Here is a 26,582-nt window from a genome sequence, read left to right as displayed (position 1 = left end):
GTTCATGCAGAAGTGATCGCTCAGTAGGTCTTGAGCAGGCGGTCGATGTAGTCGAGTTCTTCCTTCGGACGGGCCATCTCGCCGGCGCGGCGGCGCAGCTCGTCGAGGATCTCGCGGCTCTTCTGGCGGTCGAGTTCGAGCGGGACCTTGTCGGTGCCGGTGTCGACCGAATCGCCGTAGTTGCCATCGGAGCGACCGAGCGGGTCGCGGTCCTCGCTGCGCCGCTCGCGCTCCTCGATCTCGGCAAGGTCCTGCCCGTTGCCCGGGCCGCGGTTGTTGTTGCGCATCTGCTCGGCCATGTCGCCCATGCCCTGCTGCAGGTTGTCGAGCGCGCGGCGCTGGGCGCGGCTCGCCTCGCGCGGATCGCCGCGGCGCAGCGCATCCTCGGCCTCGCGCATCGAGCGCTCGGCACGGCCGAGCGACTCGGGCATCGGCATGCCGTTCTCGTCGAGCTTCTTCATGAAGTCGCCGAGCTGGCCGCGCAGGCCGCCCTGCTGGTTGCCCTGGTTTTGGCCCCACTGCGGATCGCCCTGGCCCTGCCCCTGCTGACCCTGCTGGCCGCGTTGACCTTGCTGGCCTTGCTGGCCTTGCTGTCCCTGCTGCCCGCGCTGGCCCTGCTGCTGGCGGCCCTCGCGCTCGCTTTCGCCCAGCAACTGGTTCTGGCGCCGCGACAGCCGGTCGAGCTGGTTCATCATCTCGCGGCCCTGCTGGTTGCCCTGGCCGTTCTGGCCCTGCTGCCGCTGCTGCCCACGCTGGCCCGGCTGGGCCATCATCGGGGTGGCGTTCTCCATCATCTTGCGCAGCTCTTCGAGCATCCGCTTGGCGCCCTCGCGGTCGCCGTTCTGGGCCATCTCGCGGATCTTATCGAGCATCTTCTGCAGGTCGTCGCCGGTGATGGTGTTGTTCGGATCCATCTTCTCCGCCTGTTCCTGCATGCGGCGGCGTTCTTCCGGATCCTTCATCCGCTCGGCCATCTCCTTCTGCCAGCGGTCCATCGCCTGGTAGAGCTGCTGGATCAGCTTCTCGATCTCCTCGTCGCCGGCCTGGCGCTGCATGGCATCGCGCAGCTGCTGGCGAGCATCCTCGACAGCGCGCTCGGCGTCGGAGGTGGCGCCCTGTTCGAGCCGCATCGCGAGGTCCCAGAGCAGCTTCTGCGTATCGACGATCACCGGCTTGTCGGGGCTCGCCGCCAGCCGCGCCGCGCCGACGCGCAGGCCGAGCTGGACCACTGGATCGTCGCGATACGACTTGGGATGGTTCTGGATCATCCGCATGCCGTCGGCGACGTCTAGGCGCAGCGCCTTGGGATCGCGGGTGAGCTGCTTGCGCAAGATGATCAGCGCGCGCGCCGTCGGGTCGTTGAACACGCGCTCGGGCAGCAGGAAGGTCTCCGGCGTGCTGGCGCCCTTCTGGCCCAGCGCATCGGTGGCGAACAGGATGACGCGGACCTTGAGCCCCGCCCAGGGATGGGCGGTGAGGTCGCGCACGAAGGTGTCGGCCACCTTCTTGCTGTTGCCGGCGACCGGCATGTCGACCCGCAGCACCTCGGGCTCCTCGCCTTCATCCAGCATGTCGGCGCCCAGCACCGAGCCGTGCAGGCGGATCTGCAGCTGCACGCCGGTGATACCGAAATCGTCGCCGCCAATGTACTCGATCTTGGTCGACCATTTGTCGACGCCGATCGGCCGGGCGAACTCGATGGTCGGGGCAAGGTCGGGGATGACGTGCAGCTTCCAGGCCGCCTGCTCGTCGCCGCGCGCCTGCAGAGTAATCTTGTTGCCCTCGGTGATCACCGACTCGACCTGGTACTTGCCCTTGGAGACGGTGGTGAACTCGGTCTCCTTGCCGTCGATCACCAGCTTGGGCGCGTGGCGCCCGCGCACGTCGTCGACGAACCCGGCGAGCTTGCTGCCGACCGGCACACGCAGCACCTTGTCGTGCTCGGCCATGTCGAGATAGATCGGCGCCTTGCCGGTATAGGCCGGCGGCGCAATCCACAGGTTGGCGACGACCGGCGGGGGCGGCGGAAAGGCCGGCGTGACGGCGGCCATCATGCGGTCGGTGCGCCAACCGCCGGCCGAAGCGACCGCCACGATCAGGGCAAGGACGGGCACGAGACGCAAAGCCCAGGTGTCGAACCGAGCCAACCCCGGATGGGCGGCCTTGTTGCCGAGGCCGGCGAGGCGGGCAGCCTCGCGGCGGCGATGGGCTTCCCATAGGGCTGCGGCCATTGGATCGTTGCTACCGGCGGCGAGGCTGTCCTGAACCGCGACCAGCGGCCGGTGCGGCACGCCCGAATCCTGCTCCAGCCGGCGGATCGCCTCGGCGCGGACCGGCCAGACGAAGCCGCGGAAACGCCACCAGCCAAGGCCGACGAAGCCGGCAGCCAAGGCTGCCAGCACACCGGTATGAACCCAGGGGTCGAGGCCGCCAAACAGGTCGAGGTGCGCCGCCGCGACAAACAGCGCGAGGGCGGCGAGCAGCGGCATCAGCCGCGGCCACATGCCCTCCCACGCCAGGGCGAGCCATGCCAGGCCGATCTTGCGCTCGACGCCTGGCGCGGGGATCGGAGTGGCTTCGGTGGCGTCCATCGCGTCCTTTCGGCTTGCGCTCTAGGCTTTCTCCATCCAGGGCGGGAACCGCTCCGAAGAGAGCATCTCGTCGATCGTAGGCCTTGGACGGACGACCGCAAATCGCGTGCCATCGACCATGACCTCCGGCGCCAGCGGCCGGGTATTGTAGCTCGAGGCCATCACCGCCCCGTAGGCGCCCGCCGAGCGTACCATGACGAGGTCTCCGGCAGAAAGCGGGGGCAAGTCACGGTTCTGTGCCAGGTAGTCGCCCGATTCGCAGATCGGCCCGACAATGTCGCAACGGATCGTGGCCGCATTCGGGCGCGGGCGGCGGACCGGCAGGATATCGTGCCAGGCATCGTACAGAGTCGGCCGGATCAGGTCGTTCATTGCCGCATCGACGATCACGAAAGTCTTGGAAACACCGGGTTTGACGAGGATCACCTCACCCACCAGCACGCCCGCCTCGCCGACCAGCCGGCGGCCGGGCTCGAAGGTCAGCTCGCAGCCGAGCCCATCGGTTTCCTTGCGCACGACCTGCAGGAAATCCGTGATCGAGGGCGGATTCTCGTCGGCATAAACGATCCCCAGGCCACCGCCGATATCGAACCGGTCGATCCGGTGGCCGTCGGTCCGGAGCTGGACGATCAGCTCGCGCACCCTGGCGATCGCGTCGCGATACGGGTCCAGGGTCGTGAGCTGCGAGCCGATGTGCATCGCCACGCCCACCACCTTGAGGTTGGGCAGGCGGGCGGCCAAGGCGAAGGCCTCACGCGCCAGGTCGATGTCGATGCCGAACTTGTTCTCCTTGCGGCCCGTGGTGATCTTTTCGTGCGTGCCGGCATCGATGTCGGGATTGACCCGGATGGTGATGTCGGCCTTCACGCCGAGCTGGCCCGCGACCGCATTGAGCGTCTCCAGCTCGGCCGAGCTCTCGACGTTGATCTGGCCGATGCCGGCCTCGAGCGCGGCCATCAGCTCCGACGGCTTCTTGCCGACCCCGGAATAGACGATCCTCTTGCCAGGGATGCCTGCCGCCAGCGCTCGCCGCATCTCGCCGACCGAGACGATGTCGGCCCCGGCGCCGAGGTCGCCGAACAGCTTCACGACCGCGAGATTGGAGTTGGCCTTGAGCGCGTAGCAGACCGAGGCGTTCATGCCCTTCATGCCGTCGGCAAATTCCTGCCAGCCGGCGCGGAGCGCCGCCGCCGAGTAGCAGTAGAACGGCGTGCCGACCTGCTGCGCGATCGTCTTGAGGGCCACGCCCTCGGCCAGCATGTCGCCATCGCTGTCATAGGCAAAGACGCTCATGGCTTCCTCCCTTCGCGCCAGCGCGGGGAGGTGGCGCGGTAGTCCGCGACGGAGGGGTCATGGGCAACGCGACTGGCGCTCATGACCCCTCCGCCCTTCGGGCACCTCCCCGCGCTGCGCGCAGGGAGGAAATGAATCCGCGTCCTCATGTCCCTCTCTGCCCGCTAAGGAACCGCTTGCGCGCGTCCTTGACCGCACGCGCGACGTTGGACGGCGCGGTGCCGCCATAGCTCTTGCGCGCCGCGACCGAGGCCTCGACCGTCAACACCTTGTAGACATCCTTCGTGATGCTCGGCTCGACCGCCTGCATCTCCTCGAGCGACAGCTTGTCGAGATCGACGCCCTTGGCGGCAGCCTTGCCGACCAGCGCGCCGGTCGCGTGATGGGCCTGGCGGAACGGCAGCCCGACTTCGCGCACCAGCCAGTCGGCGAGATCGGTCGCTACCGAATAGTCGGCCGAGGCGACGGCGCGCATGCGCGCGGGGTTGGCCTCTAGGTCGCGCACCATGCCGGTCATCGCCGCAACGCAGAGCTCGATCGAGTCGGCGGCGTCGAACAGGGGCTCCTTGTCCTCCTGCATGTCCTTGCCGTAAGTCAGCGGCAGGCCCTTCAGCATCGTGCACAGCGCCACGAAGGCGCCCATGATCCGCCCGGTCTTGCCGCGCGTCAGCTCGGCGGCGTCCGGATTGCGCTTCTGCGGCATGATCGAGCTGCCGGTCGTGAAGGCATCCGACAGAGCGATGAAGCGGAACGGTGCCGAGCACCAGATCACGATCTCCTCGGCGAGCCGCGACAGGTGCACCGCGCACAGCGACGCCGCGGCGAGGAACTCGACGACGTAGTCGCGGTCCGACACCGCATCGAGCGAGTTTGCCATCGGCGCGTCGAAACCCAAGGCCTTGGCCGTGTGCTTGCGGTCGATCGGATGCGGCGTGCCGGCAAGGGCCGCGGCACCGAGCGGCGATTCGTTCATGCGCTCGCGGCAGTCGCGCAGGCGGCTGCGGTCGCGGCCGAACATCTCGACGTAGGCCAGCAGGTGATGACCGAAGGTGATCGGCTGCGCCGTCTGCAGGTGGGTGAAGCCCGGCATGATCGTCGAGGCATATTCCTCGGCACGGTCGATGAGCGCTTCCTGCAGGTCGCGCAGCATCGCCTCCAGCCGGTCGATCGTGTCGCGCGTCCACAGCCGCACATCGAGCGCCACCTGATCATTGCGCGAGCGGCCGGTGTGGAGGCGGCCGCCGGCCGGGCCGATGATGTCGGTAAGCCGCGCCTCGACGTTGAAATGGATGTCCTCGAGCTTGGTCGAGAACTTGAACTTGCCGCTCTCGATCTCGGCCTTGATCTGCGCCAGGCCCTGCCGGATCGCACGGCCGTCCTTGGCGGTCAGGATGCCCTGCGCTACGAGCATGTCGGCGTGCGCCAGGGAACCTGCGATATCCTGCGCATAGAGCTTCCGGTCGAAGCCTATCGAAGCGTTGATCTTCTCCATGATCTCGGCGGGCCCGAGCGAGTAGCGACCTCCCCACATCGTGTTGGGGTTCGCCTTTTTCCTGGTAATCTTCCGTGCCATGAATTCGTCTATGGCACATCCCCGTCACAAATTCCTCATTGGCCGCAGGCTCTTACTCGCTTCCGTGCCGGCTTTTTTTACCGCTCCGGCATTAGCCGATCTAGGCCCGGCGCTGCTCCAGGGGAGTGTGGCGAAGTTCGCCCTCGCGAAGGAACCCAAGCCACTGCCCGAATTCGCTTTCACCGATGCCGAGGACAAGCCGCTGACCCTCGCCGCCTACAAGGGCAAGACGGTGCTGCTGAATTTCTGGGCGACCTGGTGCGCGCCGTGCGTCAAGGAGATGCCCAGCCTCGACAAGCTGCAGGCCGAGATGGGCAAGGAGCGGTTCGTCGTGCTGCCGCTCTCGCTCGACGGCCCGTCCCGGCCGAAGGTCGCGCCGTTCTATGCCGACCGGAAGCTCACCCATCTCGGCATCTTCTTCGACAAAGGCAAGAAGGCGCTTGGCGCGCTCGACGTCTCGGTGCTTCCAACCTCGATCCTGATCGACGCCCAAGGCCGCGAGCTCGGCCGCCTCGAAGGCGACGCCGAGTGGGACAGGCCCGAAGCGCTAGCCTTGATGAAGGCGGCTGTGGAGAGCGCCAAGTAGCGACGATTACTCGTTACGCACTGCGTTTATGGCAGCAGCGCCGTCACCTGCACGATCTCGATACTGATGTACTTCGTCGACGCTGGGACGAGGGCAAGGCTAGTGGAAGAGCCGGCCCGCTCGACGTAAAGCGCGTGCTCGCAGAAGAGCGCGCAGCATTCAAGGGTGCCCGCCGCCGGCGTGACTGAACTCGTCGTTTCGCATCGCGCAGATGCGATTTGCGTGAGATCTGGCGCTACATCGCCGCTGATGATCCGGCCGCAGCCGATCGCTTTCTATTGCGCCTCGATGAAAGAATGCAGGTCCTTCAGAGGTTTCCGCGCATTGGTCCCGCTCGGAGCGACATCCGAAAAAGGGCTACGGATGCTTGTCGAAGGCAACTATCTGATCCTGTACGAATTTGATGTCCGCCGTGACGAGGTCGAGATCGTTGGCATCGTCGACGGCCATCGCGAATTAAGCGGCTTGTTTTGAGCAAGCTGTGCCGCGGAACAGCAAGGACGCCGATGTCATAGCAACCCTTCCTCCCTGCGCTGCGCGCAAGGAGAAGTCGATGTCTGGCTGCAGGCTCGCGACTCGACATGGCGCGATTGTTGCTACACCCTGCAGATAGCAGGGGGCGCTGAGTGATGAAGTTGGACCAGCTGGCATTGTCGACCCTCACTGAGGTCTCGGCGCTCATCAGGACGCGGGAGGTTTCGCCGGTCGAGCTGACCGAGGCGATGCTGGCAAGGATCGAAGCCGTCGATCCGAAACTGCACGCCTATGCGCTGGTCACGCCGGATGTCGCGCTCAGCCAGGCCAAGGCGGCGGAGGCCGAGATCGGCCAGGGCCGCTGGCGCGGACCGATGCACGGCATCCCTATCGGCCTCAAGGATCTCTGCTTCACAAAGGACGTGCCGACAGCCGGCGGCATGACGATCTATTCCGGCTGGAAGCCGGACGAGGACGGTACGGTCGTCGAGCGGCTGCGGATTTCGGGCGCCGTCTTGCTCGGCAAGCTACAGATGACTGAAGGCGCCTACGCCGACCATCATCCGAAGGTCCAGCGTCCGCTCAATCCGTGGAACGCCGATCATTGGGCGGGGGCGTCGTCCTCGGGATCGGGCGTCGCGACGGCCGCCGGGTTGTGCTTCGGCTCGATCGGCTCGGATACCGGCGGCTCGATCCGCTTTCCCTCGGCGATGAACGGCGTGACCGGACTGAAGCCGACCTGGGGCCGTGTCAGCCGCCACGGCTCGTTCGTGCTGTCGGCTTCGCTCGATCATCTCGGGCCGATGACGCGCTGCGCGGCCGATGCCGCCGCCATGCTGGCCGCGATCGCCGGCCTCGACGACAAGGATCCGACGACACTGCCCGCGCCGGTGCCCGACTACGTCGGCGGCCTGGAGGCGGGCGTGTTCGGCGCGCGCGGCCTGCGGATCGGAATCGATCCCCGCTTCAACACCGTCGATGTCGAGCCGCTCGTCGCCGAGCTGGTGGCCGCGGCCGGAGCCGTCTTCGCCACGCTCGGCGCGGAGCTGGTCGAGATCTCCTTCCCCGACGTGACCGCCGTTCGCACCGCCTGGGCGCCGTTCTGCGCGGCGGAGACGGCGCTGGTCCACAAGGACACCTATCCGTCGCGCAAGAGCGAATACGGCTCGACGCTGGCCGCCTTCCTCGATCTCGGCATCGGCACCAGCGCCCTCACCCTGGCCGATGCGGCGGTCGAGCGCGACAAGTTCAAGGGCCGGCTGGCCCGCCTCTTCACCGAGGTCGATCTCGTGCTGATGCCGGCCATGTTCATGGGCGGGCCGACGTTTGCGCAGATGACCTTGAGCGAGGCCAGCACGATCGACAACCTTCTGAAGTTCACCTCGCCGCTCGACATGAGCGGCAGCCCGACGATCACCATGCCGTGCGGCTTCACCGCGACCGGATTGCCGGTCGGCTTCCAGCTCGTCGGCCCGCATCTCGCCGAGGACGTGCTGCTGCGCGCCGGGCATGCCTATCAGCAGGCGACCGACTGGCACACCCGTCATCCGTCGCTCTAGCGCACTTCGAAGTTCATCGTCGCCGTCAGGGGGAGCCCGAACATGACCGTCAAGCTCAGTGCTTTGTTGAGCGGAATAGCCGCCTTCGCCATCTCCGCCGCGCAGGCGGCCGACAAGCCGCCGATCAAGATCGGGCTGCTCGAGGATCAATCCGGCGAGATCGCGCTCTTCACCCTGCCGAAAGTGCGCGGCACGCAGCTCGCGGTCGAGGAGATCAACAAGGCGGGCGGCATCGCAGGCCGGCAGCTCGAGCTGATCGCCTACGATCCGCAGTTCGACAACTCGAAGTTCCAGGAGTTCACCCGCCGCCTGCTCGACAAGGACAAGGTCGACGTGCTGTTTGCCGGCGCCACCAGCGCCTCGCGCGAAGCGGTCCGTCCGATCGTCGACAACAGCGACGTGCTCTACTTTTACACGAACCAGTACGAGGGTGGTGTCTGCGACGGCAACATGATCGGCACCGGCGGCCTGCCCGAGCAGCAGTTCTCGACGCTGATCCCGTGGATGATGGAGAAGTACGGCAAGAAGGTCTACATCATCGCCGCCGACTACAATTTCGGCCAGATCTCGGCGGAGTGGACGCGCAAGCTGGTGACCGAGAACGGCGGCACGATCGTCGGCCAGGAGCTCATCCCGCTCGGCGTCTCGCAGTTCGGCCAGACGATCCAGAACATCCAGAAGGCCAAGCCGGACTGGCTGATGACCCTGGTGGTCGGCAACTCGCAATCCTCGTTCTACGAGCAGGCGCCGGCCGCCGGGCTCAAGATCCCGATGGGCAGCTCGATCACCATCGGCCTTGCCTTCGAGCACAAGCGCTTCAAGCCGCCGGCAATGGAGAACATGCACGTCGCGATGAACTGGTTCGAGGAGCTCGACGATCCGAAGGCCAAGGAGTTCGTCGCCCGCTGGCGCGCCAAGTTCCCCAACGAGACCTACGTCAACGACATGGGCCAGAACGCCTATGCCGCGGTCTACATGTACAAGAAGCTGGTCGAGATGGCCGGCGGATCGACCAAGCTGGCTGATATCCGCAAGCAGATCGCTACCGGCAAGGCCTGCATCGATGCGCCCGAGGGCCAGATCTGCATCGATCCCAAGTCGCAGCATGCCGCCCACCGGATGTGGCAGATTTCGGTCGACGCCGCGCACAACGTGAAGACCGAGCGTTCCTGGGACCGGATCGAGCCCTACTGGCTGGGCCAGATCGGCTGCGACCTGACCAAGGACGACCCGAAGGAACAGTACACGCCGAGCAACCTGCCGAAGAAGTGATCGCGGCGAGCAGTGATGATCGAATCGCTGGGAGCGCGGCTCTCCAGAGCCGCTCATGTGACGGAGCAAACCGATGGAAGAGCGGCTCTGGAGAGCCGCGCTCCCAGCAGGCACGACACCGGGGGCCGATACCAAGCTCCGTCCTAGCGTAGCGTTGTCGAGGAGACGAGATGCAGCCGAGCGAGATCGTCGCGTTTGCCTATCAGATCTCCGATGTGTTCGCCTTTCTCGTGCTGGCCGCGGCGGGGCTGGCGATCATCTTCGGGATGATGGGCATCATCAACATGGCCCACGGCGAGTTCATCGCCATGGGTGGCTATGTGACGACGTATTCGTACCATGCGGGCGCGCCGCTGGCGCTCGCCATGCTGATCGGCGCGCTGGTCTGCGGCCTGTTCGGCATGTTCCTCGAGCGCACCATCGTGCGCCGCTTCTATCACCGGCCGATCGATTCGCTGGTCGCGACCTGGGGCATCAGCCTGATCATGACGCAGGGTGCGCTGCTGCTGCTGGGCTCCGGCGCACCCGGTGTCGGCACGCCGTTCGGCAGCGTGTCGTTCGGCGGCGCCTCGTTCTCCATCTACCGGCTCGTGCTTGTCGCCGTCGCGGTCGCGGTGCTGGTCGGCCTCTACCTGCTGTTCATGAAGACGCGCTTCGGCCGCCATGCGCGCGCCACGATGCAGAATGCCGCGATGGCCCGCGCGCTGGGCGTGCCGGTGAACGGCATCTACTCCATCACCTTCGGCCTCGGCGCCGCCCTCGCCGGCCTCGCAGGCGGCCTCTATGCGCCGACCATGACGCTCAGCCCGATGATGGGCGGCAGCTTCGTCATCGAGGCATTCGTCACCGTCGTGGCCGGCGGCGCGGACATCCTGATCGGCACGCCACCGGCCGCTATCGCGCTCGCCGTGATCAAGGCGACGGCGACCGCCTTCTATGGGCAAGTCTACGGCGTCATGAGCCTTCTCGTCGCGGTCTGCCTCGTGGTCCGGCTGATGCCGGACGGGTTCACGGGATGGCTCACCCGGCGCCGTTCGTGAGGTGACCGGCATGCGCGCCTTCCTCTCCCTGCTCAACGGGCCGCAGACCTTCGGCAACGGCCGCGGCTTCTGGACCGCCGCGCTCGTCGTGCTCGTCGCCGCGCTGCTCTTCCCCATGGTCGGCGACGGCTACAGCGTGGGCAACTTTGCCTATTTCGGCGTCTGGGTCTTCATGGCGCTCGGCCTGTCGCTGATCTGGGGCTACGGCGGCATGCTGAGCTTCGGCCAGACCGCCTTCTTCGGGCTGGCCGGCTACAGCTACGGCGTGATGGCGATCAATTGGGGAGCCAATTACGGCTTTCCGATCCTCGCCCTGTTCTGCGCCCTGGTGATCGCGGCGCTGCTCGCACTCGTGCTCGGCTACTTCATGATCTACGGGCGCATCACCGGCGTGTTCGTCGGCATCGTCACGCTCTCGGTGACGCTGACCTTCGCCACGTTCGTCAACCAGACCGCCGGGCCGGAATGGCGGATCGGGCGCGCCCGGCTCAACGGCTATAACGGCATGGTGCGCATCCCCAGCCTGTCGATCCCGTGGTTCGACGGCGACAAGATCACGTTCAAGGGCCCGGCGCTTTACTACCTCGTTCTCGGGCTGCTGGTGCTCTGCTATCTCGGCCTGCGCATGCTGGTGAACTCGCGGTTCGGCAATGTGCTGGTGGCGATCCGCGAGAATCCGGAGCGCGCAGAGCTGCTGGGCTACGACATCCGCCGCTACCAGCTGGTCGCGTTCATCGTCGGCAGCACCCTCGCGGGGCTGAGCGGCGTGCTCTACACCGCCTGGGGCCAGTTCATCTCGCCCGCGGCGATGGCGCTGCCTGCGGCCGCCATGCCGATCATCTGGGTCGCGGTCGGCGGGCGGAAGGATCTCACCGCCACGCTGATCGGCACCCTGTTCGTGCTCTGGCTGTTCCAGACGCTGATCGTCATCAGCCAGCAATATGCCCTCATCGTCATCGGCGCCCTGTTGCTGGTCACGATTCTCTTCATGCCCGGCGGCTATATCGTCTGGGTCGTCGAGAATCGCGATGCCATCTTCAACTGGCGCCGACGGCGGGCGGAGCGCAGCGCACAACTGAGAGCCACGGCAAGCGACGGAGCGGCGGAATGACCGCCCTGCTCGAGGCGACGAACCTCAGCAAGCGCTTCGGCGGCCTCAAGGCGGTCGACGATCTGTCGCTCGCGGTGCAGGAGGGCGAGCTGCACTGCCTGATCGGACCGAACGGGGCGGGCAAGAGCACGTTCTTCCGGCTCATCCTCGGCCGCTATCCGCCAACTGCCGGCACCGTGCGCTTCTGCGGCGAGGACATCACGCACCTGCAGGCCGCCGCGCGCGTGCGCCGGGGAATGAGCGTGAAGATGCAGGTCCCCGGGGTCTTCGCCGAGCTGCCGGTGCGCCAGAACCTGGTCATTGCCCTGCAGCACAAGTTCTCGGGCCCGGAGCTGGCGCGCGAGGTCGACCGGCTGCTGGCGCTGGTCGATCTTTCCGCCGAGGCGACCAAGCAGGCCGGCCAGCTCGCGCACGGCCAGAAACAATGGCTCGAGATCGCCATGGCGATCGGCGTGCGGCCGCGCCTGCTGCTGCTCGACGAGCCGACCGCGGGCATGTCGCCCGAGGAGACCTACAAGACGGGCGAGATGATCCTCGAGCTGAACCGCAAGGCGATGACAGTGCTCGTCGTCGAGCACGACATGGCCTTCGTCCGCCAGATCGCGCGGCAGGTGAGCGTGCTGCATCTCGGGCGGCTGTTCGCGCAGGGCAGCATCGAGGAGATCACCGACAACGAGGCGGTCCAGGAGATCTATCTCGGCAAGGGACATCACCATGGCCACTGAGCCGCTGCTCGACGTCCGCAGCGTCACCACCGGCTACGGCTCGACGCCAATCCTGCGCGGCATCGACCTCGCCATCCAGCCGGGAGAGATCGTTGCCGTCATCGGCCGCAACGGCGTCGGCAAGACCACAATGATGCGCAGCCTGATCGGCCAGCTCCGTGTCTGGCAGGGCTCGATCAGGCTCAAGGGCCAGGAGATCGCGCCGCTGCCGCCGGAGCGCCGGGCGCAGACCGGTATCGGCTACATCCCGCAGGGCCGCGAGGTGTTCCCGCGCATGACCGTCGAGGAGAATTTGTTCATCGGCGAGATGGTCAACCGCGCGGGCAGCCGCAAGCTGTACGACATGGTCTATCGGTATTTTCCCATCCTCGCAGAACGCAAGCGTCAGGCCGCGGGCACCATGAGCGGCGGCCAGCAGCAGCAGCTCGCGATCGGCCGGGCGCTGATCGGCAATCCCGACCTGCTTCTGCTCGACGAGCCGTCGGAGGGCATCCAGCCCTCGATCGTCGAGGACATCGCGCGGGTCATGCTGACGATCAACAAGGAGCTCGGCACTACCATCCTGTTCGTCGAGCAGAACCTCGACATGATCATGGCGATGACCCAGCGCTGCTACGTGATGGACAAGGGCCGCATCGTCACCGAGCTGCCGTCGCACGCGCTTGCCGACCGCGACGTCGTCAAGCGTCACCTGCAAATCTGACCAAGAGGCAAACGATGTATCACATGGCGTCGGGCGACACCGACTGGCTGCGATCCTCGCTGATGGCGACGCGCGGCGTCGGCCGCGATCGCACGCCCGAGACCCACGATCTCACCGAAGAGAAGCAAGGCCGGTTCCACTACACGATGGGCCCCTATTCGGAGCCGGTGCTGCACATCAAGCCGGGCGACCGGGTCGTGGTTCAGACGCGCGACGCCTTCGAGGGAAAGATCACGAAGGAAACCGACAAGCCCTCGCAGCTCCTCGAGGTGCCGTTCCTCAATCCGCAGAACGGCCCGATCATGGTCGAGGGCGCGCAGAAGGGCGACGCGCTCGCCGTCCACATCGAGTCCATGATACCTCGCGGCGAGAACCCGCGCGGGACGTGCTGCATGATCCCCGAGTTCGGCGCGCTCACCGGCACGTACTACACGGCGACGCTCAACGATCCGCTGCCCGAGGTGGTGCGCAAGATCGATCTCGACGAGGAATGGGTTTACTGGAGCCCGCGGGTCAAGCTGCCCTACCGGCCCCATATCGGAACCCTGAGCTGCTCGCCCGAGATCGATTCGATCAATTCTCTGACGCCCGACAATCACGGCGGCAACATGGACCTGCCCGACATGGGGCCGGGCAGCGTCACCTACCTGCCGGTGCGGTCGGAGGGCGCGCGCCTGTTCATCGGCGATGCGCATGCCTGCCAGGGTGACGGCGAGGTCTGCGGCGTCGCCGTCGAATATCCGACCACGACGACCATCCGCGTCGACCTGATCAAGGGTTGGACCATCGAATGGCCGCGCCTCGAACGCGCCGACTTCATCATGGCGATCGGCAGCACGCGCCCGCTCGAGGATGCCACTCGCATCGCCTATCGCGAGCTGATCCGCTGGATGGTCGCCGACTACGGTTTCGACAAGTGGGACGCCTACATGATGCTCAGCCAGTGCGGCATGGTCCGGCTGGGCAACTTCGTCGATCCGAAATACACGGTCGGCGCGGCGATCCGGAAGACCTACCTCACGCGATAGCAGGGGCGCTCGCTCCCGGAGTCGACGGCGATCGTAACCGGATCGTCACGCAGGCAGTCTAGCTCGAGGGAGAAGCCGCGCCGGATCGAGGATGCCGTCGCGAGGGGAGAGACGGCAATGCGTTACGACATGATCGTGATCGGCAGCGGGCCATCGGGACGGCGCGCCGCGATCCAGGCGGCCAAGCTCGGCCGCTCGGTGCTGGTGGTCGAGAACCGCCTGCGGGTCGGCGGAGTCTCGGTCCATACCGGCACGATCCCGTCGAAGACACTGCGCGAGACGGTGCTCAACCTCTCGGGCTGGCGCGAGCGCGGTTTCTACGGCCTCGCCTATCGCGTGAAGAAGGATATCGATGGCAAGGACCTCGGCGCGCGCCTCGCCAAGACGCTCGACTACGAGATCGACGTGCTGGAGCACCAGTTTGCGCGCAATGGTGTGCAGACCGTCGCGGGGAACGCCCGCTTTCTCCATCCGAATCGCCTCGCCGTCGCGCAGCGGGATGGCGAGGCGCCCGAGTTCGAGGCTGACCGGATCGTCGTCGCGGTCGGCACCAAGCCTTACAGGCCAGCACACATTCCGTTCGACGATCGTTCGATCGTGGACTCCGACTCGCTGGTCGCCGAGATGCGTGTGCCGCGCAGCCTCGCGGTGGTGGGCGCCGGCGTGATCGGGCTCGAATATGCGACGATCTTCTCGGCACTCGACGTACCGGTGACGATCATCGAGCCGCGCACCAACTTCCTCGAATTCATCGATCGCGAGATCATCGATGAGTTCGTCCACGACCTGCGCAAGCGAGGCGTCAGCTTCCGCCTCGGCTGCAAGCTGGAGAGCGTCGAAATCGACGGGCAGGGCTGGCCAGTCGCGATCCTCGACGACCGGCGCCGCATCCGCTCCGAGATGCTGCTCTACGCCGCGGGCCGCGTCGGCGCCACGACCGGCATCGGGCTCGAGACCACCGGGCTCACGACCGACGCGCGCGGCCGGCTGTCCGTCGACGCCTCGACCTTCCAGACCGGCGTGCCGCACATCTATGCGGTGGGCGACGTGATCGGCTTTCCGAGCCTCGCCTCGACCTCGATGGAGCAGGGCCGCATCGCCGCCTGCCACGCCTTCGGCGCGCCGTTGATGCCGGCCCCGCAATTCTTCCCTTACGGCATCTATGCGGTGCCCGAGATCTCGACCGTCGGCCTCACCGAGGAGCAGGTCCGCGCGCAGCGCATCCCCTACGAGGTCGGCGTGGCACGCTTCCGCGAGACCTCGCGCGGCCACATCATGGGGCTGCAGTCGGGCATGATGAAGATGATCTTCGCGCTCGACGACCAGCGCCTGCTCGGCGTCCATATCGTCGGCGAGGGCGCAACCGAGCTGATTCACATCGGCCAGGCGGTCCTCAACCTGCGCGGCACGCTCGAGTATTTCGTGCAGAACACCTTCAACTATCCGACTCTCGCCGAAGCCTACAAGATCGCCGCCCTCGACGCCTTCAACCGCATGCCCCCGCCGGCCGAGAATTCGGGCGTCCTGGCATCGTGCCGAGCGGTTACCTGATCGCTATTTGCCGCAGGCTGCCCAGCCCCTACTCCATGCGGATCAGCATGGTCGGCTTGGGTCGGCGACGGAGCGGCGCGAGCGCCGGTGTCGTGGCAACCCAGACGATCGCGCACAGGACCAGAAGCAGGCCCACGATCGGATCGCCCAGGAAGGCGAACGCCACTGCTGCGACACAGAAGGCGGCGCCGATAAGCTGATACATCTCGCACCCTCCTCTTTCGGGGAGGTGCCTTGTAGGGCCGCCTTGGTTTCCCGCAGATGGTGCGCAACCGAAATTGCGTTTCGTATGTTTCGGATCGGGGGTTTCCGAAGGGACCAGAGGCGCTAGGCTGCCGCCATGAGGACTCCACGCGACGCCCTGCGCCAGATCCTGCCGGCGATCGGATGGACTTCCGATGCCGCGGACAATGTCACCTTCACCGGGGGCAACGATCCCGTGCTGCCCACGCCGTTCCGCGTCGGTATCGCCGGCGCCGCGACAATGGCCGCCGCTGGCCTCGCCGCCGCACGCCTGTGGGAGCAGCGCACCGGGCGGCGCCAGCAGGTCGCCGTCGACCTTCGCCAGGCCACGGCGTCGCTGCGCAGCGGCACCTATATGAAGCTCGGCGACGGCGCTCTGCCGCACACCCGCAACCGGATCATGGGCTTCTATCCCGCCAAGGACGGCCGCTGGAGCTATCTCCATTGCAACTTCCCCAACCATCGCGCCGTGGCGCTCAAGGTGCTGGGCGTGCCGGAGGATCGCACGGCGGTGGCCAAGGCCGTGACGCAGTGGAATGCCCAGGACCTCGAGGAAGCGATCATCGCCAGCAAGGGCGCCGGCGGCATGGTGCGCAGCGCCGCCGAGTGGGCGGACCATCCCCAGGCGCACGCCATCGCCGCCCTGCCGGTGATCGAGATCGTGAAGATCGGCGACAGCCCGCCCGAGCCGCTGCCCGCCGGCGACCGGCCGCTGCACGGCATCCGCGTCGTCGACATCACGCGCGTGCTGGCGGGACCGACCTGCGCCCGCACCTTGGCGGAGCACGGCGCCGAGGTGATGAAGATCACCGCGAGCCACCTGCCCAATCTCGGCTACCAGGAATGGGACACCGGCCACGGCAAGCTCTCGGCCCAGCTCGACCTGCGCGAGCCGGCGGCGCTCGACACGCTTCCTGGGCTGATCCGGCAGGCCGACGTGTTCTCTCAGGGCTATCGGCCGGGCAGTCTCGGCGCGCGCGGCCTCTCGCCCGAGGAGCTTGCCGCGCTGCGGCCCGGCCTCGTCTATGTGTCGCTGTCGGCGTTCGGCCACGCCGGGCCGTGGGCCTTGCGGCGCGGCTTCGACACCGTCGTGCAGACGGTGAGCGGCATCACGGCGCGCCAGGGCGAGCTCTTCCCAAACAAGGAAGAGCCCGGCCCGCAGTTCTATCCGCTGTCGGCTATCGACTATTGCGCCGGCTACCTGATGGCGGCGGGCGCGATGGAAGCGCTGGCCCGTCGCGCGCGCGAGGGCGGCAGCTGGCTGGTGCGCACGTCCCTCGCCCAGGTCGGCAAGTACCTGGTCGACCTCGGCGAGGTGCCCGAAGCGTCGTTGAACGGCGTGGCGCCGGAGTTCACGCCGGCCGAGCTCGACCGCTGGTCGATGGTGAGCCAGACGCCCTCGGGCCCGCTGCGGCACCTGAGGCCCGTCGCGCAACTTTCCGAAACGCCCGGCCATTGGGCGCGACCCTCGGTTCCGCTAGGCTATCATCGTCCCGTCTGGCCGACCTGACAGGAGGCAACCATGACCACTGCGAGCGAAGGCGCCGAGCTCACCCGCGTCGGACCCGGCACGCCGATGGGCGGGCTGATGCGGGAATACTGGATGCCGGCGCTGAAGTCGTCGGAGATCGAGCGCGACGGCCCGCCGGTGCGGTTCATGCTGCTGGGAGAGAAGCTGATCGCCTTCCGCGACAGCGACGGCCGGATCGGCGTCATGGATCATCGTTGCCCGCACCGCTGCGCGTCGTTGTTCCTCGGCCGCAACGAGGAAGGCGGCATCCGCTGCCTCTATCACGGCTGGAAGTTCGACACCTCGGGCCAGTGCATCGACATGCCGAGCGTGCCGCCGCAGCAGGATTTCAAGCACAAGGTGAAAGCAAAGGCCTACCGCTCCATCGAACGCGCCGGCCTCGTCTGGGTCTATATGGGTGCGCGCGCCGAGGCGCCGCCCCTGCCCGCGCTGCAGATTCTCGACGCGCCCGATGCCGAGATCAACGTCGGCATGATCCAGCGCGATTGCAATTACCTGCAGGCGATCGAAGGCGAGATCGACACCGCGCATTTCGGCTACCTGCACGGCGGCCACGCCGATCCGGCCCGGCTCGACGAGAGCGAGCCGTTCTATTTCACGGTGACCAACCGGGCACCCGAGTTCCATGTCGCCGACGCGCCGTGGGGCACGCAATATGCCGGCTACCGCTCGGCTGGCGCCGGACGGACCTACTGGCGCTTCGCCAACTTCCTCTTTCCGTTCTGGACGCAAGCACCGAACGGCGAGTTCGACAGCCACGCGCACGGCCGCGCCTGGGTGCCGCTCGACGATAACCACACGATGTACGTCTTCATTTGGTGGAAGCGCGCGCGGGCCGCGAACAGCCTGCCGCAGCCGGCCTACAAGGACGGCACGCCGGTGGGTGGCACGGGCCGCGGCAACAAGCTGCTGCCCAACACGACCGACTGGCTGGGGCGCTGGCGCATGGCCGACAGCGAGGCCAACGACTGGGGCATGGACCGCGAGGCGCAGCGCACCAACCAGATCTACAGCGGCATCGATGGCATCCACCTGCAGGACCAGGCGATCACCGAGAGCATGGGGCCGATCGTCGATCACACGTTCGAGCATCTCGGCCCGTCCGACCAGATGATCACCCGCACGCGGCGTCGGCTGTTGATGGCGGCACGCGCCCTGCGCGACCAAGGCACCCTACCGCCCGGCGTCGAGGACGGCGCCGTCTATCATGGTGCCCGCAGCGGCTATTTCGTCAGCGACGACCAGCGCGCCTGGCGCGAGGTCTACGACACCAGGCTCGCCGCGGCGCTGCACCCGGGTCCGGCACCGGCGCGCGCCGCCGAGTAGATTTGCTGGGAGCGCGGGTCTCCAGACCCGCTCATGATTCTAAAATAGAGGTTGCAATTCTTAAGCAGCTACTCTCTAATCGTGCATAGCAAAGAACGCTTCGGGGGGATAATGCCATGAAACAGGCATCAAAGTTCCTCAATATGCTCATTGCAGCCGTGACAATTCTTTGCGCAAATTGTCTATCAACCGTCGCGTTTGCCGACGGTCCTTCCGATATTCAACGGATGTTGTTGCTGCCACAGAATTTCACGATTGGACCCGGTGGCACGCATACTATCAACGCTAGGTGTGTGGATTCGTTTCTTCATACTCCGAAGACCATAGACTTTTACTCGTCCGCTCCAACCGACTATGGGTCAATTCAGGTAAGCTTCGGCGGCGCCACTTCGATGTCCCTCCAACAAGCACTTGATGATCGGAAACTTTCAATACAGGGAACGGGAAGCTTTTTGTCTCTAAGATTGAATAATCTCTCTGGTGAACAGCTTACCTTTTCCGTTAGTACGCCTAGCCTTGTCGCGCCAAGCAAAGATGATCCTATTGATGATCTCCACCCATTCTATTCCAAAGTGCCAGAGTTCCTGGCACAGGACCCCAACGTTAAAGCTGAGTCGTTAGCCGCCCTGGTCCAACAATATGGTATTTGGGATCTCCGGAGGGATCTTCCTCAACCTGCTTATGACGTTGGCAAGTTGAACGACGACAAACAACTGGTTGATTCGCTCCCCATTGACGGTGGCGTAGCGAAAGCTACCTACGACTACGAACCTCAGGCCATTACCTATCTTGACCACTTCCGCATCAAGCATTCGGCCAGAGGCCCCCCGGAATCACCACTTGTCATCGTTTATAGAATCCCCGGCTTCTTCAGTTGGAATGATCGTCTGGCGGCGCCTGCAAAATACGTCGTGATACTAGCAGGGAAACAGCCGAAGACGTTTACCGGGAATGACAAGCTGAACGAATTGGTGGCCTATGTGGCTTCCACTCTGCAAATCACAGATAATAACAAGTGGCAAATGGTGCTATTCGGCGAGGATGTACTCCCCGCTCAACTCACAATCGACACTCTTACCCTGGACAAGAATGGGCAGCGGCGCGTTTCGTTCTTGAAGCCCCCCGGTGGTGGCGGAGGGAAAGTGCTAGGGGGGACCAGCGGCGGCGGCGGAGGTCGTGGTCCGATCCCAGTCGCTGCTGAGCGAGACGACAGAAAGAAGATAAGGGAGGAAATTCCCAATCGCGGCTCGGTCACCAGCCTAAGCTATTCTGAAGCGGTTGTTTCTGAGCTTGCTTCAGAAGTGCATACTTTTTTGCTTCAACCCGATGCGCTTGAAGGCTCGCCCGACACCATTCTCAACCGAATGGTCGCGGCCGTAACTCCTAACATTCGTGCGTTTCGGCGATCTCACCCTGGCGTCGTTCAGATCGAGCGCCGTTTGACTGAATTGCTGTTGGATATCGATCGCAAACGCCAAAGTCGCTTCATTGTTAAACTGCAATTCCACAAAGATAAGATCACGATCGAACCGGTCACATACACACCCTAACTCAAGGCATCTCCCGGTAATGGTACAGTCGCTTTTCACCATACTCGAAGGTAAAGACTGCGCTTTGGTTACAGGCTTGCCAGTAAATTTCATTCACTTCGTATCGTCCCGTCTATGGGGCGATTTTGCTTCCGGTATAAGCTATCTGCGGTACAGATCTCGTTGGGTCGGACCGTTTCAGCGCGCATTTCGGCCATTCGCATCACAGTATGGACTGTCGATCTTTGAATGCACGTCCAAGCAGGGACTTCAAGCCGTGATTCTCCGCCGCTATAGCTTCTTACTACTGATAACGCATCATCTTGAGGGCAGATTGGAACTCAGAGGCGGCCTGATAAGGGATGCAGATTTGCTTGGCATGGTACCAAAGGACTATTGTGGAATCATAGAGTTGGCTGGGTGCGATACCGACGGCTTGGCCAACGATCTCAAAGGGCATGCTCCAAATTGCAGCCTTTTAGGCTCCACAATTGAAACGCCGACTGACGTCTGCATTGTCTACTACCGGACACTACTCTCAAGCTTGCTAAAATTTAAGCTACCTTATTATGACGCCGTAGTAGCGGCGAACGCATCCCTTCTGCGACTGACGTCTCGACTGGGCGACGGAAGAAACTTGGAGGCCACTCGTGATTGATCGCAATGTTCAGCCAAAGAGAACGAAACAGAGTGAGACACGATCCGGCTTCAAGTTAGGTAGCAAGACAAGCGAAGCATCTGGTGGTGGCGATGGTGGGGACAAGTGGTATCAAAAGCTGATCAAGTATTTTCCAGCAGAAAGTCTTAGTCTCTATTTGGCACTCGAAGGAGTTCTAAAATCTGCGACAAACGCCGGTTCGGAGCGCGTATTTTGGATGCTGTTTGCTTTGATCGCGTGCATGATTTTTAACTGGCTATTTCTTAAGCGTGTTTGGTCTATATCGAGCAACACGCAGGTGTTCGTATCTACGGCTGCTCTGATCGTTTACGTCTACGCACTGGGCGGTGTTTTTGAAAGCCTTGAGTTCTATAAGAGCTGGCAGGGAACGATTGCCGTCATTACCGCCTCTGCGTTTCTGTCGTTCGTGGAGCCACCCAGAGGCGCTTAGACCCGCAGCGCCAGATAGTTTTAAGACTGTTAACGACCACCGGCCGCGGCAACAAGCCCTTGCCCAACACGACCGATTGGCTGGGCCGCTGGCGCATGGCCGACAGCGAGGCCAACGACTGGGGCATGGACCGCGAGGCGCAGCGCACCAACCAGATCTACAGCGGCATCGACGGCATCCACCTGCAGGACCAAGCGATCACCGAGAGCATGGGGCCGATCGTCGATCACACGTTCGAGCATCTCGGCCCGTCCGACCAGATGATCACCCGCACGCGGCGGCGGCTCCTGATGGCCGCCCGCGCGCTGCGCGACCAAGGCACCCTACCGCCCGGCGTCGAGGACGGCGGCGTCTATCATGGTGCCCGCAGCGGCTATTTCGTCAGCGACGACCAGCGCGCCTGGCGCGAGGTCTACGACACCAGGCTCGCCGCAGCGCTGCACCCGGGTCCGGCACCGGCGCGCGCCGCGGAGTAGATTGCTGGGAGCGCGGGTCTCCAGACCCGCTCTTCTTCGGACTGCAGCATCTCATGAGCGGCTCTGGAGAGCCGCGCTCCCAGCTCAGCTGTAGACGAACGCCTTGTCGTCGAGGTCGATCGCCGGCAGCTCGTTCTTCTCGCGCCAGTAATCCTGCGTATGCGACCACTCGCGCTTGTCGCCGCGCTTGGGAAGCAGGTGCATGCCGCGCAGCATGTATCCCGGATTGAAGTTCTCGGTGTCGATCCACGGCAGCAACGGCATGTCCTTGTCCTCGGGCCGCAGTGCCACCTCGACATGGCGCGCCTGCCGCGCCTTCATGTGGTTCAGCAGGCGGCAGACGAAGTCCGCGACCAGGTCGGACCGCAAGGTCCAGCTCGCGCGGAAATAGCCGAACACCCAAGCCATGTTGGGCACGCCGGTGAACATCATGCCGCGATAGGTGACGGTGTCGCCGAAGTCGAGCGGCTTGCCGTCGATCTCGAAGGCGATGTCGCCCAGTGCATTGAGATGGAACCCCGTGGCCGTGACCACGATATCTGCTTCCAGCTCCTGGCCGGACTTGAGGTGAATGCCCGTCGCCGTGAAGCGCTCGATCTCGTCGGTCACCACCGAGGCCTTGCCCGAACGGATACCCTTGAACAGGTCGCCATCCGGCACGAAGGCGATGCGCTGGCGCCACGGCCGGTAGCTCGGCGTGAAGTGCGTCGCCATGTCGAAGTCCGGGCCGAGATGGGCGCGCACGCCGGCCAGCAGCTCGTTCTTCACCTTCTCCGGCTCCTCGAACGAACGCCGGGTGAAGACATCCTGATCGTGCAGGATCTTGCGGCGCACGATCTCGTGGATCCAGCTGTCGTCGACCTCGAGCCGGCGCAGGGTATCGGCCAGGTCGTCGGCGTTGCGCGCGGCGCGGAAGAAGGTCGGCGACCGCTGCAGCATGGTGACATGCGCGACGTCCTCGGCGATGGCCGGCACCAGCGTTGCCGCTGTCGCACCCGAGCCGATCACGACGACCTTCTTGCCCTTGTAGTCGAGATCCTCCGGCCAGCGCTGCGGATGGACGATGCGACCCTCGAAGCCGGCCATGCCCGGCCATTCCGGCGTGTAGCCCTCCGAATGACGGTAGTAGCCCTGGCACATCCACAGGAAGTTGGCGGTCATCCGGAAGGCCTCGCCCGTATCGGCGCGCGTGCCCTCGATGGTCCAACGATTGTCCACGCCCGACCAGCGGGCCGACGAGATGCCGTGGCGATAGCGGATGTGGCGCGCGAGGTCGTTCTCCTCGATCACCTCGCCCATGTAGCGCAGGATCTCCTCGGCGGTGGCGATCGGCGCACCGGTCCACGGCTTGAAGCGGTAGCCGAAGGTGAAGAGATCGCTGTCCGAGCGGATACCGGGATATTTGTGCGTCAGCCAGGTACCGCCGAAGCTCTCCTGCGTCTCGAGCACGACGAAGCTCGTGCCGGGACACTGCCTGGTCAGATGATAGGCACCGCCCACGCCGGAAATGCCGGCGCCGACGATCAGCACGTCGAAATGCTCAACCTTCTGCGCCGCTGTCGGCTGGGTCACGGTAACGCTGTCGGGCATTGTCTCGTCCTTCGTCTGATCGCGGTCACGGCAGTGTCGAGGCCGCCTCCGCGGCGGCCTTGATCCAGATCAAGCCGCGCGGTTGGCGGCGCGGCAGCGGCATTTGTCGAACTGGTGCAGCTCGACCATATTGCCGCAAGGATCGTTCATGAACACCTGCGTCGAGTCCGGGCTCGTGAGCCCCTCGATCACCCAGTAGTGCACGCCCATCCGCTCGAGTTCCTTGCGGGTCGCCACGATGTCCCTCACCGCGAAGGCGACGTGCGGGCGGGTCGGGTCCTCGCCCGGTCCCTTGGCGACCGGCGAGGGCTGGTCGCCGCCGATCAGGTGGATCTGCCCGACCTCGCCGACATTGATCCAGGCGCCCGGAATGCCGGGGATGGTCGGCCGCTTCTGGTCACGCTCGAGCCCGAGCACGTCCTTGTAGAACAGCTCCATGTCGGACAGCTTCTTCGCGCCGGTGTCGATGCGCACGCCGGTGTGGTGGATCTCCAGGATTTCGATCGCCATGGCTGTTTCCTTGGATGTCTTGATGTTGTAGCGATTCTAGCCGCATGCTGCCGTCATGGCGAGACGGCAGCTCAACGGCGACGGACGACGGGCACGATTGGGCATCGTGGTGCCCAGCGTCAATACGGTGATGGAACCCTGGGCGCAAAAGGTCGTGCCCCAGGGCGTGAGCATTTTCGCATCGCGCATGTTCATCCCGCCAGCCATGACGCCCGACGCCTTCATCGAAATGGACCGCAACGAGGGAAAGGCGGCGATCCGGCAACTCTCCAGCATCTTCCCCGACGCCATCGCCTACGGCTGCACCGCCTCGTCGATCGTGCAGGGGCTTGCCTACGACGCCCATCTGCGCACCGAGATGGAGGAGACGTACAAGGTGCCGTCGACCACTGCCGCGCACGCCATCCTGACGGCCGCGAAGACGCTGGGCATTGCGACCGTCAGCATCGTCTCGCCCTACACCAGGGAGGTCGACGAGGCCGAGCATCGCTACTTTGCCGGCGCCGGCCTGACGGTCGTGGGCGGGGCCTGCCTCGGCATTGCCGACGGCTTCGCTCTCGCCGAGCCAGAGCCCGACACGCTGTTCGAGCTGGGCATGCGCGGCTTCGACGAGCGGGCGGACGGCCTCATCATGACCTGCCTCAACACGCGCTCGCACACCGTGATCGACCGCCTCGAACAGGCGCTCGGCAAGCCGGTGATCACCTCGACACAGGCGACGCTGTGGCACGCGTTACGGCTCGCGGGGATCGACGACCAAATCCCAGGCTGTGGCAGGCTCTTCGAACGGCATTGAACGCTGACATTCCGTCGTGGACGACCTGATCGCCTATGGCGGACTCTTCCTGTTTTCCCTGGGTGCCGCGACCATCCTGCCTGTGCCTTCCGAGACGGTGCTGGTCAGCCTGCTGCTCGCGGACTACTCGCCATGGCTGCTTCTCGCAGCGGCGAGCACGGGCAACGTTCTTGGCTCGACGATCAACTGGCTGCTGGGCCGTGCGATCGAGCGATACGGCAGCAATCACCGGTGGTTTCCTGAAGGCACGTTGGCCCGGGCGCGGGGCTGGTACCATCGCTATGGACGATGGTCGCTCTTGCTGAGCTGGATGCCGCTGGTCGGCGATCCGCTCACGATCGTCGCTGGCGTGCTGCGCGAACGTCTGGCGGTCTTCCTGCTCTTCGTAACCGTCGCAAAGGTCGGACGCTACCTCGCAGTGATCGGCGTCGCGCGGTGGTTTTCGTAGTCTTTTCGTCGATTCGTTCGGCAGGGCTCTACGGAAATCTCACGTCGCCGTAGGGATAGAAATTCTTCACGTCGACATTCCGGTAGGGCAGCGCGTCGAGGCGGACGGTGCCGAGGAACGGCTCGATCGGCTCGACCAGCAGGATGGTCTTGGCGAAGCCCGAATCGTCGAAGCCGCGGCGGAAGTGCACGCGCGACTTGATGGCAAAGACCTTGAACTGGTCGATCGGAAAATTGAGCTCCGCCGGGTCCATGATCTGGGTCAGATACTCGCTCAACAGGACGACGTTTCCGTGCCCGAATGCGACGCCGACCCAGAGCTTGCCCCAAGCCTCGACCACGCCCGTGATCGTGCCCGTCACGCGGACCGGCGCGCCGGCAGATTCGTCGGCGCGGCCGCCAACCTCCATGTCGAACCGATCGCCCGCTTTCAGACTCTCGGCCTTCACCCTCTCGATCGCGTCGCGGTCGGCGATGGTCGCGATCAGCGTGTCCGACAGGTCCTGCTCGATCACCTGCTGCAAGATCCACGTCGCCGAGCCCGAACGGTCACTGTGATCGGCGAGCACGACCGGCCACGCGCCGCGCGCGACCGCCTCCTTGGCGAGCGTCACGCCCTGTGGGACCGGATAGACCTTGGCCGTGTCGAGCAGCGCCTGGCGACGGCGCCACGCCCACCGGGCGATGTCGTCGGCGGCCTTGCGCGCCAGCTCGGGCTTGCCGTTGCTCATCGCCTCGACGGTCAGGCCGACATCCGGCACGTCGGCGAAGGGAAAGCCGAAGAAGACATTGATGTAGAGGTCCGGCTCGCGCGCCTCCCAGGTGAGCGCACGCTGAACCAGGTCCATCCACGGCGACGCGCCGGTCCATTGCAGCACCGTGGCGGTGAGGATCGGCACCTTCACCGTGACGGTCGCGGGCGCATAATCGCCGCGGATGGCGCGGATCAGCATGCGTGCCGCGCGCTCGCCCTGCAGGTAGGCATCGTAGTGCGGGAAGTACTTTACGCAGAAGGCCATGTCCGCGGCGGCCAGGAACGCCTCGTCCTCGTTGCCGTGCGGATCGAACGTGCCGACGATGAACGCCCCGCTTCCCACGACCTCGCGCACCCGGCGCGCGATGTCGGCCTCGGGCCGGGGCACGCCGCGCACGCCCATCGCGCCATGAAGGGCGAGATAGACGCCGTCCCATTTCCCACCGGCCTTCAGCTCGGCGACCATGCGGCCGAGGAACGTTTCGTAAGCCTCGGTCGTGATCCAGCCCGAGCCGGTACCTGTCTTGGGCCAGAGCGGCGATTCGATGCCGACCAGCTCTACGCCCTCGTGCTCGCGCGCGACCTTCACGAAGCCGCCCATGTAGGAGCGCGGCTCCCACGCGAGCAGCGCTTCACCGCGGGCCGGCGAGCCCTGGTAGATGAAATCCTCGTACGTGGTGTCGTTCGGCAGGAAGGTCACTGTCTCGTGGGCGAAGTTCAGGACGGCGATGCGGATCGGCTGGCGGGTCATGGCCCGCAGTTTGA

Annotated in this window: 24 protein-coding genes; 17 read left to right on the top strand and 7 right to left on the bottom strand. The window is 65.1% G+C overall.

Annotated features, from left to right (window positions below):
- Window positions 1-20: 20 nt before the first annotated feature.
- The 3 genes from ACQY8M_RS18825 to argH all read right to left on the bottom strand — a co-directional run bounded on the left by ACQY8M_RS18825 (window position 21) and on the right by argH (window position 5,457).
- Complete coding sequence (locus ACQY8M_RS18825; protein WP_428674988.1) at window positions 21-2,591, bottom strand: TIGR02302 family protein; 2,571 nt, start codon at window positions 2,589-2,591, stop codon at window positions 21-23.
- Between the two features lie 21 nt (window positions 2,592-2,612).
- Window positions 2,613-3,884: a diaminopimelate decarboxylase gene (lysA, locus tag ACQY8M_RS18820; protein ID WP_428674986.1), complete on the bottom strand. Its 1,272-nt coding sequence runs from the start codon at window positions 3,882-3,884 to the stop codon at window positions 2,613-2,615.
- A gap of 145 nt (window positions 3,885-4,029) precedes the next feature.
- Window positions 4,030-5,457, bottom strand: coding sequence for an argininosuccinate lyase (gene argH, locus ACQY8M_RS18815; RefSeq protein WP_428674984.1), 1,428 nt, complete (start codon window positions 5,455-5,457; stop codon window positions 4,030-4,032).
- Between the two features lie 127 nt (window positions 5,458-5,584).
- Between argH and ACQY8M_RS18810 the strand changes: the two genes are divergently transcribed.
- From ACQY8M_RS18810 to sthA, 10 genes are all read left to right on the top strand, one after another.
- The gene (locus ACQY8M_RS18810) at window positions 5,585-6,043 is read left to right on the top strand and encodes a TlpA disulfide reductase family protein (RefSeq protein WP_428674982.1); all 459 of its coding nucleotides are present in this window, start codon (window positions 5,585-5,587) and stop codon (window positions 6,041-6,043) included.
- 165 nt (window positions 6,044-6,208) lie between these two features.
- Window positions 6,209-6,517, top strand: coding sequence for a hypothetical protein (locus ACQY8M_RS18805; protein WP_428674980.1), 309 nt, complete (start codon window positions 6,209-6,211; stop codon window positions 6,515-6,517).
- A 155-nt stretch (window positions 6,518-6,672) separates the two neighbouring features.
- Window positions 6,673-8,076 carry an amidase gene (locus ACQY8M_RS18800; RefSeq protein WP_428674978.1) on the top strand — a complete coding sequence of 468 codons (1,404 nt, stop codon included), beginning with the start codon at window positions 6,673-6,675 and terminating at the stop codon, window positions 8,074-8,076.
- A gap of 42 nt (window positions 8,077-8,118) precedes the next feature.
- Window positions 8,119-9,348 carry an urea ABC transporter substrate-binding protein gene (locus tag ACQY8M_RS18795; protein WP_428674976.1) on the top strand — a complete coding sequence of 410 codons (1,230 nt, stop codon included), beginning with the start codon at window positions 8,119-8,121 and terminating at the stop codon, window positions 9,346-9,348.
- Window positions 9,349-9,518: 170 nt separating this feature from the next.
- Window positions 9,519-10,388 carry an ABC transporter permease subunit gene (locus ACQY8M_RS18790; protein ID WP_428674974.1) on the top strand — a complete coding sequence of 290 codons (870 nt, stop codon included), beginning with the start codon at window positions 9,519-9,521 and terminating at the stop codon, window positions 10,386-10,388.
- 1 nt (window position 10,389) lies between these two features.
- Window positions 10,390-11,499: a branched-chain amino acid ABC transporter permease gene (locus tag ACQY8M_RS18785; RefSeq protein ID WP_428674972.1), complete on the top strand. Its 1,110-nt coding sequence runs from the start codon at window positions 10,390-10,392 to the stop codon at window positions 11,497-11,499.
- Window positions 11,496-12,224: an ATP-binding cassette domain-containing protein gene (locus ACQY8M_RS18780; RefSeq protein WP_428674970.1), complete on the top strand. Its 729-nt coding sequence runs from the start codon at window positions 11,496-11,498 to the stop codon at window positions 12,222-12,224. Before ACQY8M_RS18785 ends, ACQY8M_RS18780 begins: the two co-directional genes overlap by 4 nt.
- Entirely contained in the window at window positions 12,214-12,927 is a 714-nt protein-coding gene (locus tag ACQY8M_RS18775) for an ABC transporter ATP-binding protein (protein ID WP_428674968.1), read from the top strand. Before ACQY8M_RS18780 ends, ACQY8M_RS18775 begins: the two co-directional genes overlap by 11 nt.
- A gap of 14 nt (window positions 12,928-12,941) precedes the next feature.
- Entirely contained in the window at window positions 12,942-13,955 is a 1,014-nt protein-coding gene (locus tag ACQY8M_RS18770) for an acetamidase/formamidase family protein (RefSeq protein WP_428674966.1), read from the top strand.
- A gap of 117 nt (window positions 13,956-14,072) precedes the next feature.
- Entirely contained in the window at window positions 14,073-15,506 is a 1,434-nt protein-coding gene (sthA, locus tag ACQY8M_RS18765) for a Si-specific NAD(P)(+) transhydrogenase (protein ID WP_428674964.1), read from the top strand.
- A 28-nt stretch (window positions 15,507-15,534) separates the two neighbouring features.
- Here the strand turns inward: sthA and ACQY8M_RS18760 are convergent, their stop codons facing one another.
- Window positions 15,535-15,711, bottom strand: a complete 177-nt coding sequence (locus tag ACQY8M_RS18760) for a hypothetical protein (RefSeq protein ID WP_428674962.1) — start codon at window positions 15,709-15,711, stop codon at window positions 15,535-15,537.
- A 135-nt stretch (window positions 15,712-15,846) separates the two neighbouring features.
- On the opposite strand from ACQY8M_RS18760, the gene ACQY8M_RS18755 reads away from it, so the two are divergent.
- From ACQY8M_RS18755 to ACQY8M_RS18735, 5 genes are all read left to right on the top strand, one after another.
- Window positions 15,847-17,259, top strand: coding sequence for a CoA transferase (locus ACQY8M_RS18755; RefSeq protein ID WP_428674960.1), 1,413 nt, complete (start codon window positions 15,847-15,849; stop codon window positions 17,257-17,259).
- 12 nt (window positions 17,260-17,271) lie between these two features.
- A complete protein-coding gene (locus ACQY8M_RS18750) occupies window positions 17,272-18,606 on the top strand; it encodes a Rieske 2Fe-2S domain-containing protein (protein WP_428674958.1) in 1,335 nt (444 codons plus the stop codon).
- Window positions 18,607-18,722: 116 nt separating this feature from the next.
- A complete protein-coding gene (locus ACQY8M_RS18745) occupies window positions 18,723-20,156 on the top strand; it encodes a hypothetical protein (RefSeq protein WP_428674956.1) in 1,434 nt (477 codons plus the stop codon).
- A 629-nt stretch (window positions 20,157-20,785) separates the two neighbouring features.
- A complete protein-coding gene (locus ACQY8M_RS18740) occupies window positions 20,786-21,244 on the top strand; it encodes a hypothetical protein (RefSeq protein WP_428674954.1) in 459 nt (152 codons plus the stop codon).
- A 59-nt stretch (window positions 21,245-21,303) separates the two neighbouring features.
- The gene (locus ACQY8M_RS18735; RefSeq protein ID WP_428674952.1) at window positions 21,304-21,720 is read left to right on the top strand and encodes a hypothetical protein; all 417 of its coding nucleotides are present in this window, start codon (window positions 21,304-21,306) and stop codon (window positions 21,718-21,720) included.
- An 84-nt stretch (window positions 21,721-21,804) separates the two neighbouring features.
- On the opposite strand, the gene ACQY8M_RS18730 is transcribed toward ACQY8M_RS18735, so the two are convergent.
- Both ACQY8M_RS18730 and ACQY8M_RS18725 read right to left on the bottom strand, forming a co-directional pair.
- Window positions 21,805-23,310, bottom strand: a complete 1,506-nt coding sequence (locus ACQY8M_RS18730) for a flavin-containing monooxygenase (protein ID WP_428674950.1) — start codon at window positions 23,308-23,310, stop codon at window positions 21,805-21,807.
- A 69-nt stretch (window positions 23,311-23,379) separates the two neighbouring features.
- Window positions 23,380-23,820 (bottom strand): VOC family protein, encoded by a 441-nt coding sequence (locus ACQY8M_RS18725; protein ID WP_428674948.1) that lies wholly within the window; start codon window positions 23,818-23,820, stop codon window positions 23,380-23,382.
- A 55-nt stretch (window positions 23,821-23,875) separates the two neighbouring features.
- Between ACQY8M_RS18725 and ACQY8M_RS18720 the strand changes: the two genes are divergently transcribed.
- The gene (locus tag ACQY8M_RS18720; protein WP_428674946.1) at window positions 23,876-24,616 is read left to right on the top strand and encodes a maleate cis-trans isomerase family protein; all 741 of its coding nucleotides are present in this window, start codon (window positions 23,876-23,878) and stop codon (window positions 24,614-24,616) included.
- Between the two features lie 16 nt (window positions 24,617-24,632).
- Window positions 24,633-25,064 carry a YqaA family protein gene (locus ACQY8M_RS18715; RefSeq protein WP_428674944.1) on the top strand — a complete coding sequence of 144 codons (432 nt, stop codon included), beginning with the start codon at window positions 24,633-24,635 and terminating at the stop codon, window positions 25,062-25,064.
- A gap of 28 nt (window positions 25,065-25,092) precedes the next feature.
- Here the strand turns inward: ACQY8M_RS18715 and ACQY8M_RS18710 are convergent, their stop codons facing one another.
- Window positions 25,093-26,568 carry a M81 family metallopeptidase gene (locus ACQY8M_RS18710; protein ID WP_428674942.1) on the bottom strand — a complete coding sequence of 492 codons (1,476 nt, stop codon included), beginning with the start codon at window positions 26,566-26,568 and terminating at the stop codon, window positions 25,093-25,095.
- Window positions 26,569-26,582: the final 14 nt, after the last annotated feature.

This window comes from Reyranella sp. (assembly GCF_965279465.1).
Classification (GTDB): Bacteria; Pseudomonadota; Alphaproteobacteria; order Reyranellales; family Reyranellaceae; genus Reyranella.
The sequence above is the reverse complement of the archived record's forward strand: the minus strand, read 5'-3'. Positions and strand labels throughout refer to the sequence as shown.

Coding starts and splice junctions, on each gene's coding strand:
- ACQY8M_RS18825 (WP_428674988.1), bottom strand. CDS start 2,591: ATGGACGCCACCGAAGCCACTCCGATCCCCGCGCCAGGCGTCGAGCGC.
- lysA (WP_428674986.1), bottom strand. CDS start 3,884: ATGAGCGTCTTTGCCTATGACAGCGATGGCGACATGCTGGCCGAGGGC.
- argH (WP_428674984.1), bottom strand. CDS start 5,457: ATGGCACGGAAGATTACCAGGAAAAAGGCGAACCCCAACACGATGTGG.
- ACQY8M_RS18800 (WP_428674978.1), top strand. CDS start 6,673: ATGAAGTTGGACCAGCTGGCATTGTCGACCCTCACTGAGGTCTCGGCG.
- ACQY8M_RS18795 (WP_428674976.1), top strand. CDS start 8,119: ATGACCGTCAAGCTCAGTGCTTTGTTGAGCGGAATAGCCGCCTTCGCC.
- ACQY8M_RS18790 (WP_428674974.1), top strand. CDS start 9,519: ATGCAGCCGAGCGAGATCGTCGCGTTTGCCTATCAGATCTCCGATGTG.
- ACQY8M_RS18780 (WP_428674970.1), top strand. CDS start 11,496: ATGACCGCCCTGCTCGAGGCGACGAACCTCAGCAAGCGCTTCGGCGGC.
- ACQY8M_RS18775 (WP_428674968.1), top strand. CDS start 12,214: ATGGCCACTGAGCCGCTGCTCGACGTCCGCAGCGTCACCACCGGCTAC.
- ACQY8M_RS18770 (WP_428674966.1), top strand. CDS start 12,942: ATGTATCACATGGCGTCGGGCGACACCGACTGGCTGCGATCCTCGCTG.
- sthA (WP_428674964.1), top strand. CDS start 14,073: ATGCGTTACGACATGATCGTGATCGGCAGCGGGCCATCGGGACGGCGC.
- ACQY8M_RS18760 (WP_428674962.1), bottom strand. CDS start 15,711: ATGTATCAGCTTATCGGCGCCGCCTTCTGTGTCGCAGCAGTGGCGTTC.
- ACQY8M_RS18755 (WP_428674960.1), top strand. CDS start 15,847: ATGAGGACTCCACGCGACGCCCTGCGCCAGATCCTGCCGGCGATCGGA.
- ACQY8M_RS18750 (WP_428674958.1), top strand. CDS start 17,272: ATGACCACTGCGAGCGAAGGCGCCGAGCTCACCCGCGTCGGACCCGGC.
- ACQY8M_RS18745 (WP_428674956.1), top strand. CDS start 18,723: ATGAAACAGGCATCAAAGTTCCTCAATATGCTCATTGCAGCCGTGACA.
- ACQY8M_RS18730 (WP_428674950.1), bottom strand. CDS start 23,310: ATGCCCGACAGCGTTACCGTGACCCAGCCGACAGCGGCGCAGAAGGTT.
- ACQY8M_RS18725 (WP_428674948.1), bottom strand. CDS start 23,820: ATGGCGATCGAAATCCTGGAGATCCACCACACCGGCGTGCGCATCGAC.
- ACQY8M_RS18720 (WP_428674946.1), top strand. CDS start 23,876: ATGGCGAGACGGCAGCTCAACGGCGACGGACGACGGGCACGATTGGGC.
- ACQY8M_RS18710 (WP_428674942.1), bottom strand. CDS start 26,568: ATGACCCGCCAGCCGATCCGCATCGCCGTCCTGAACTTCGCCCACGAG.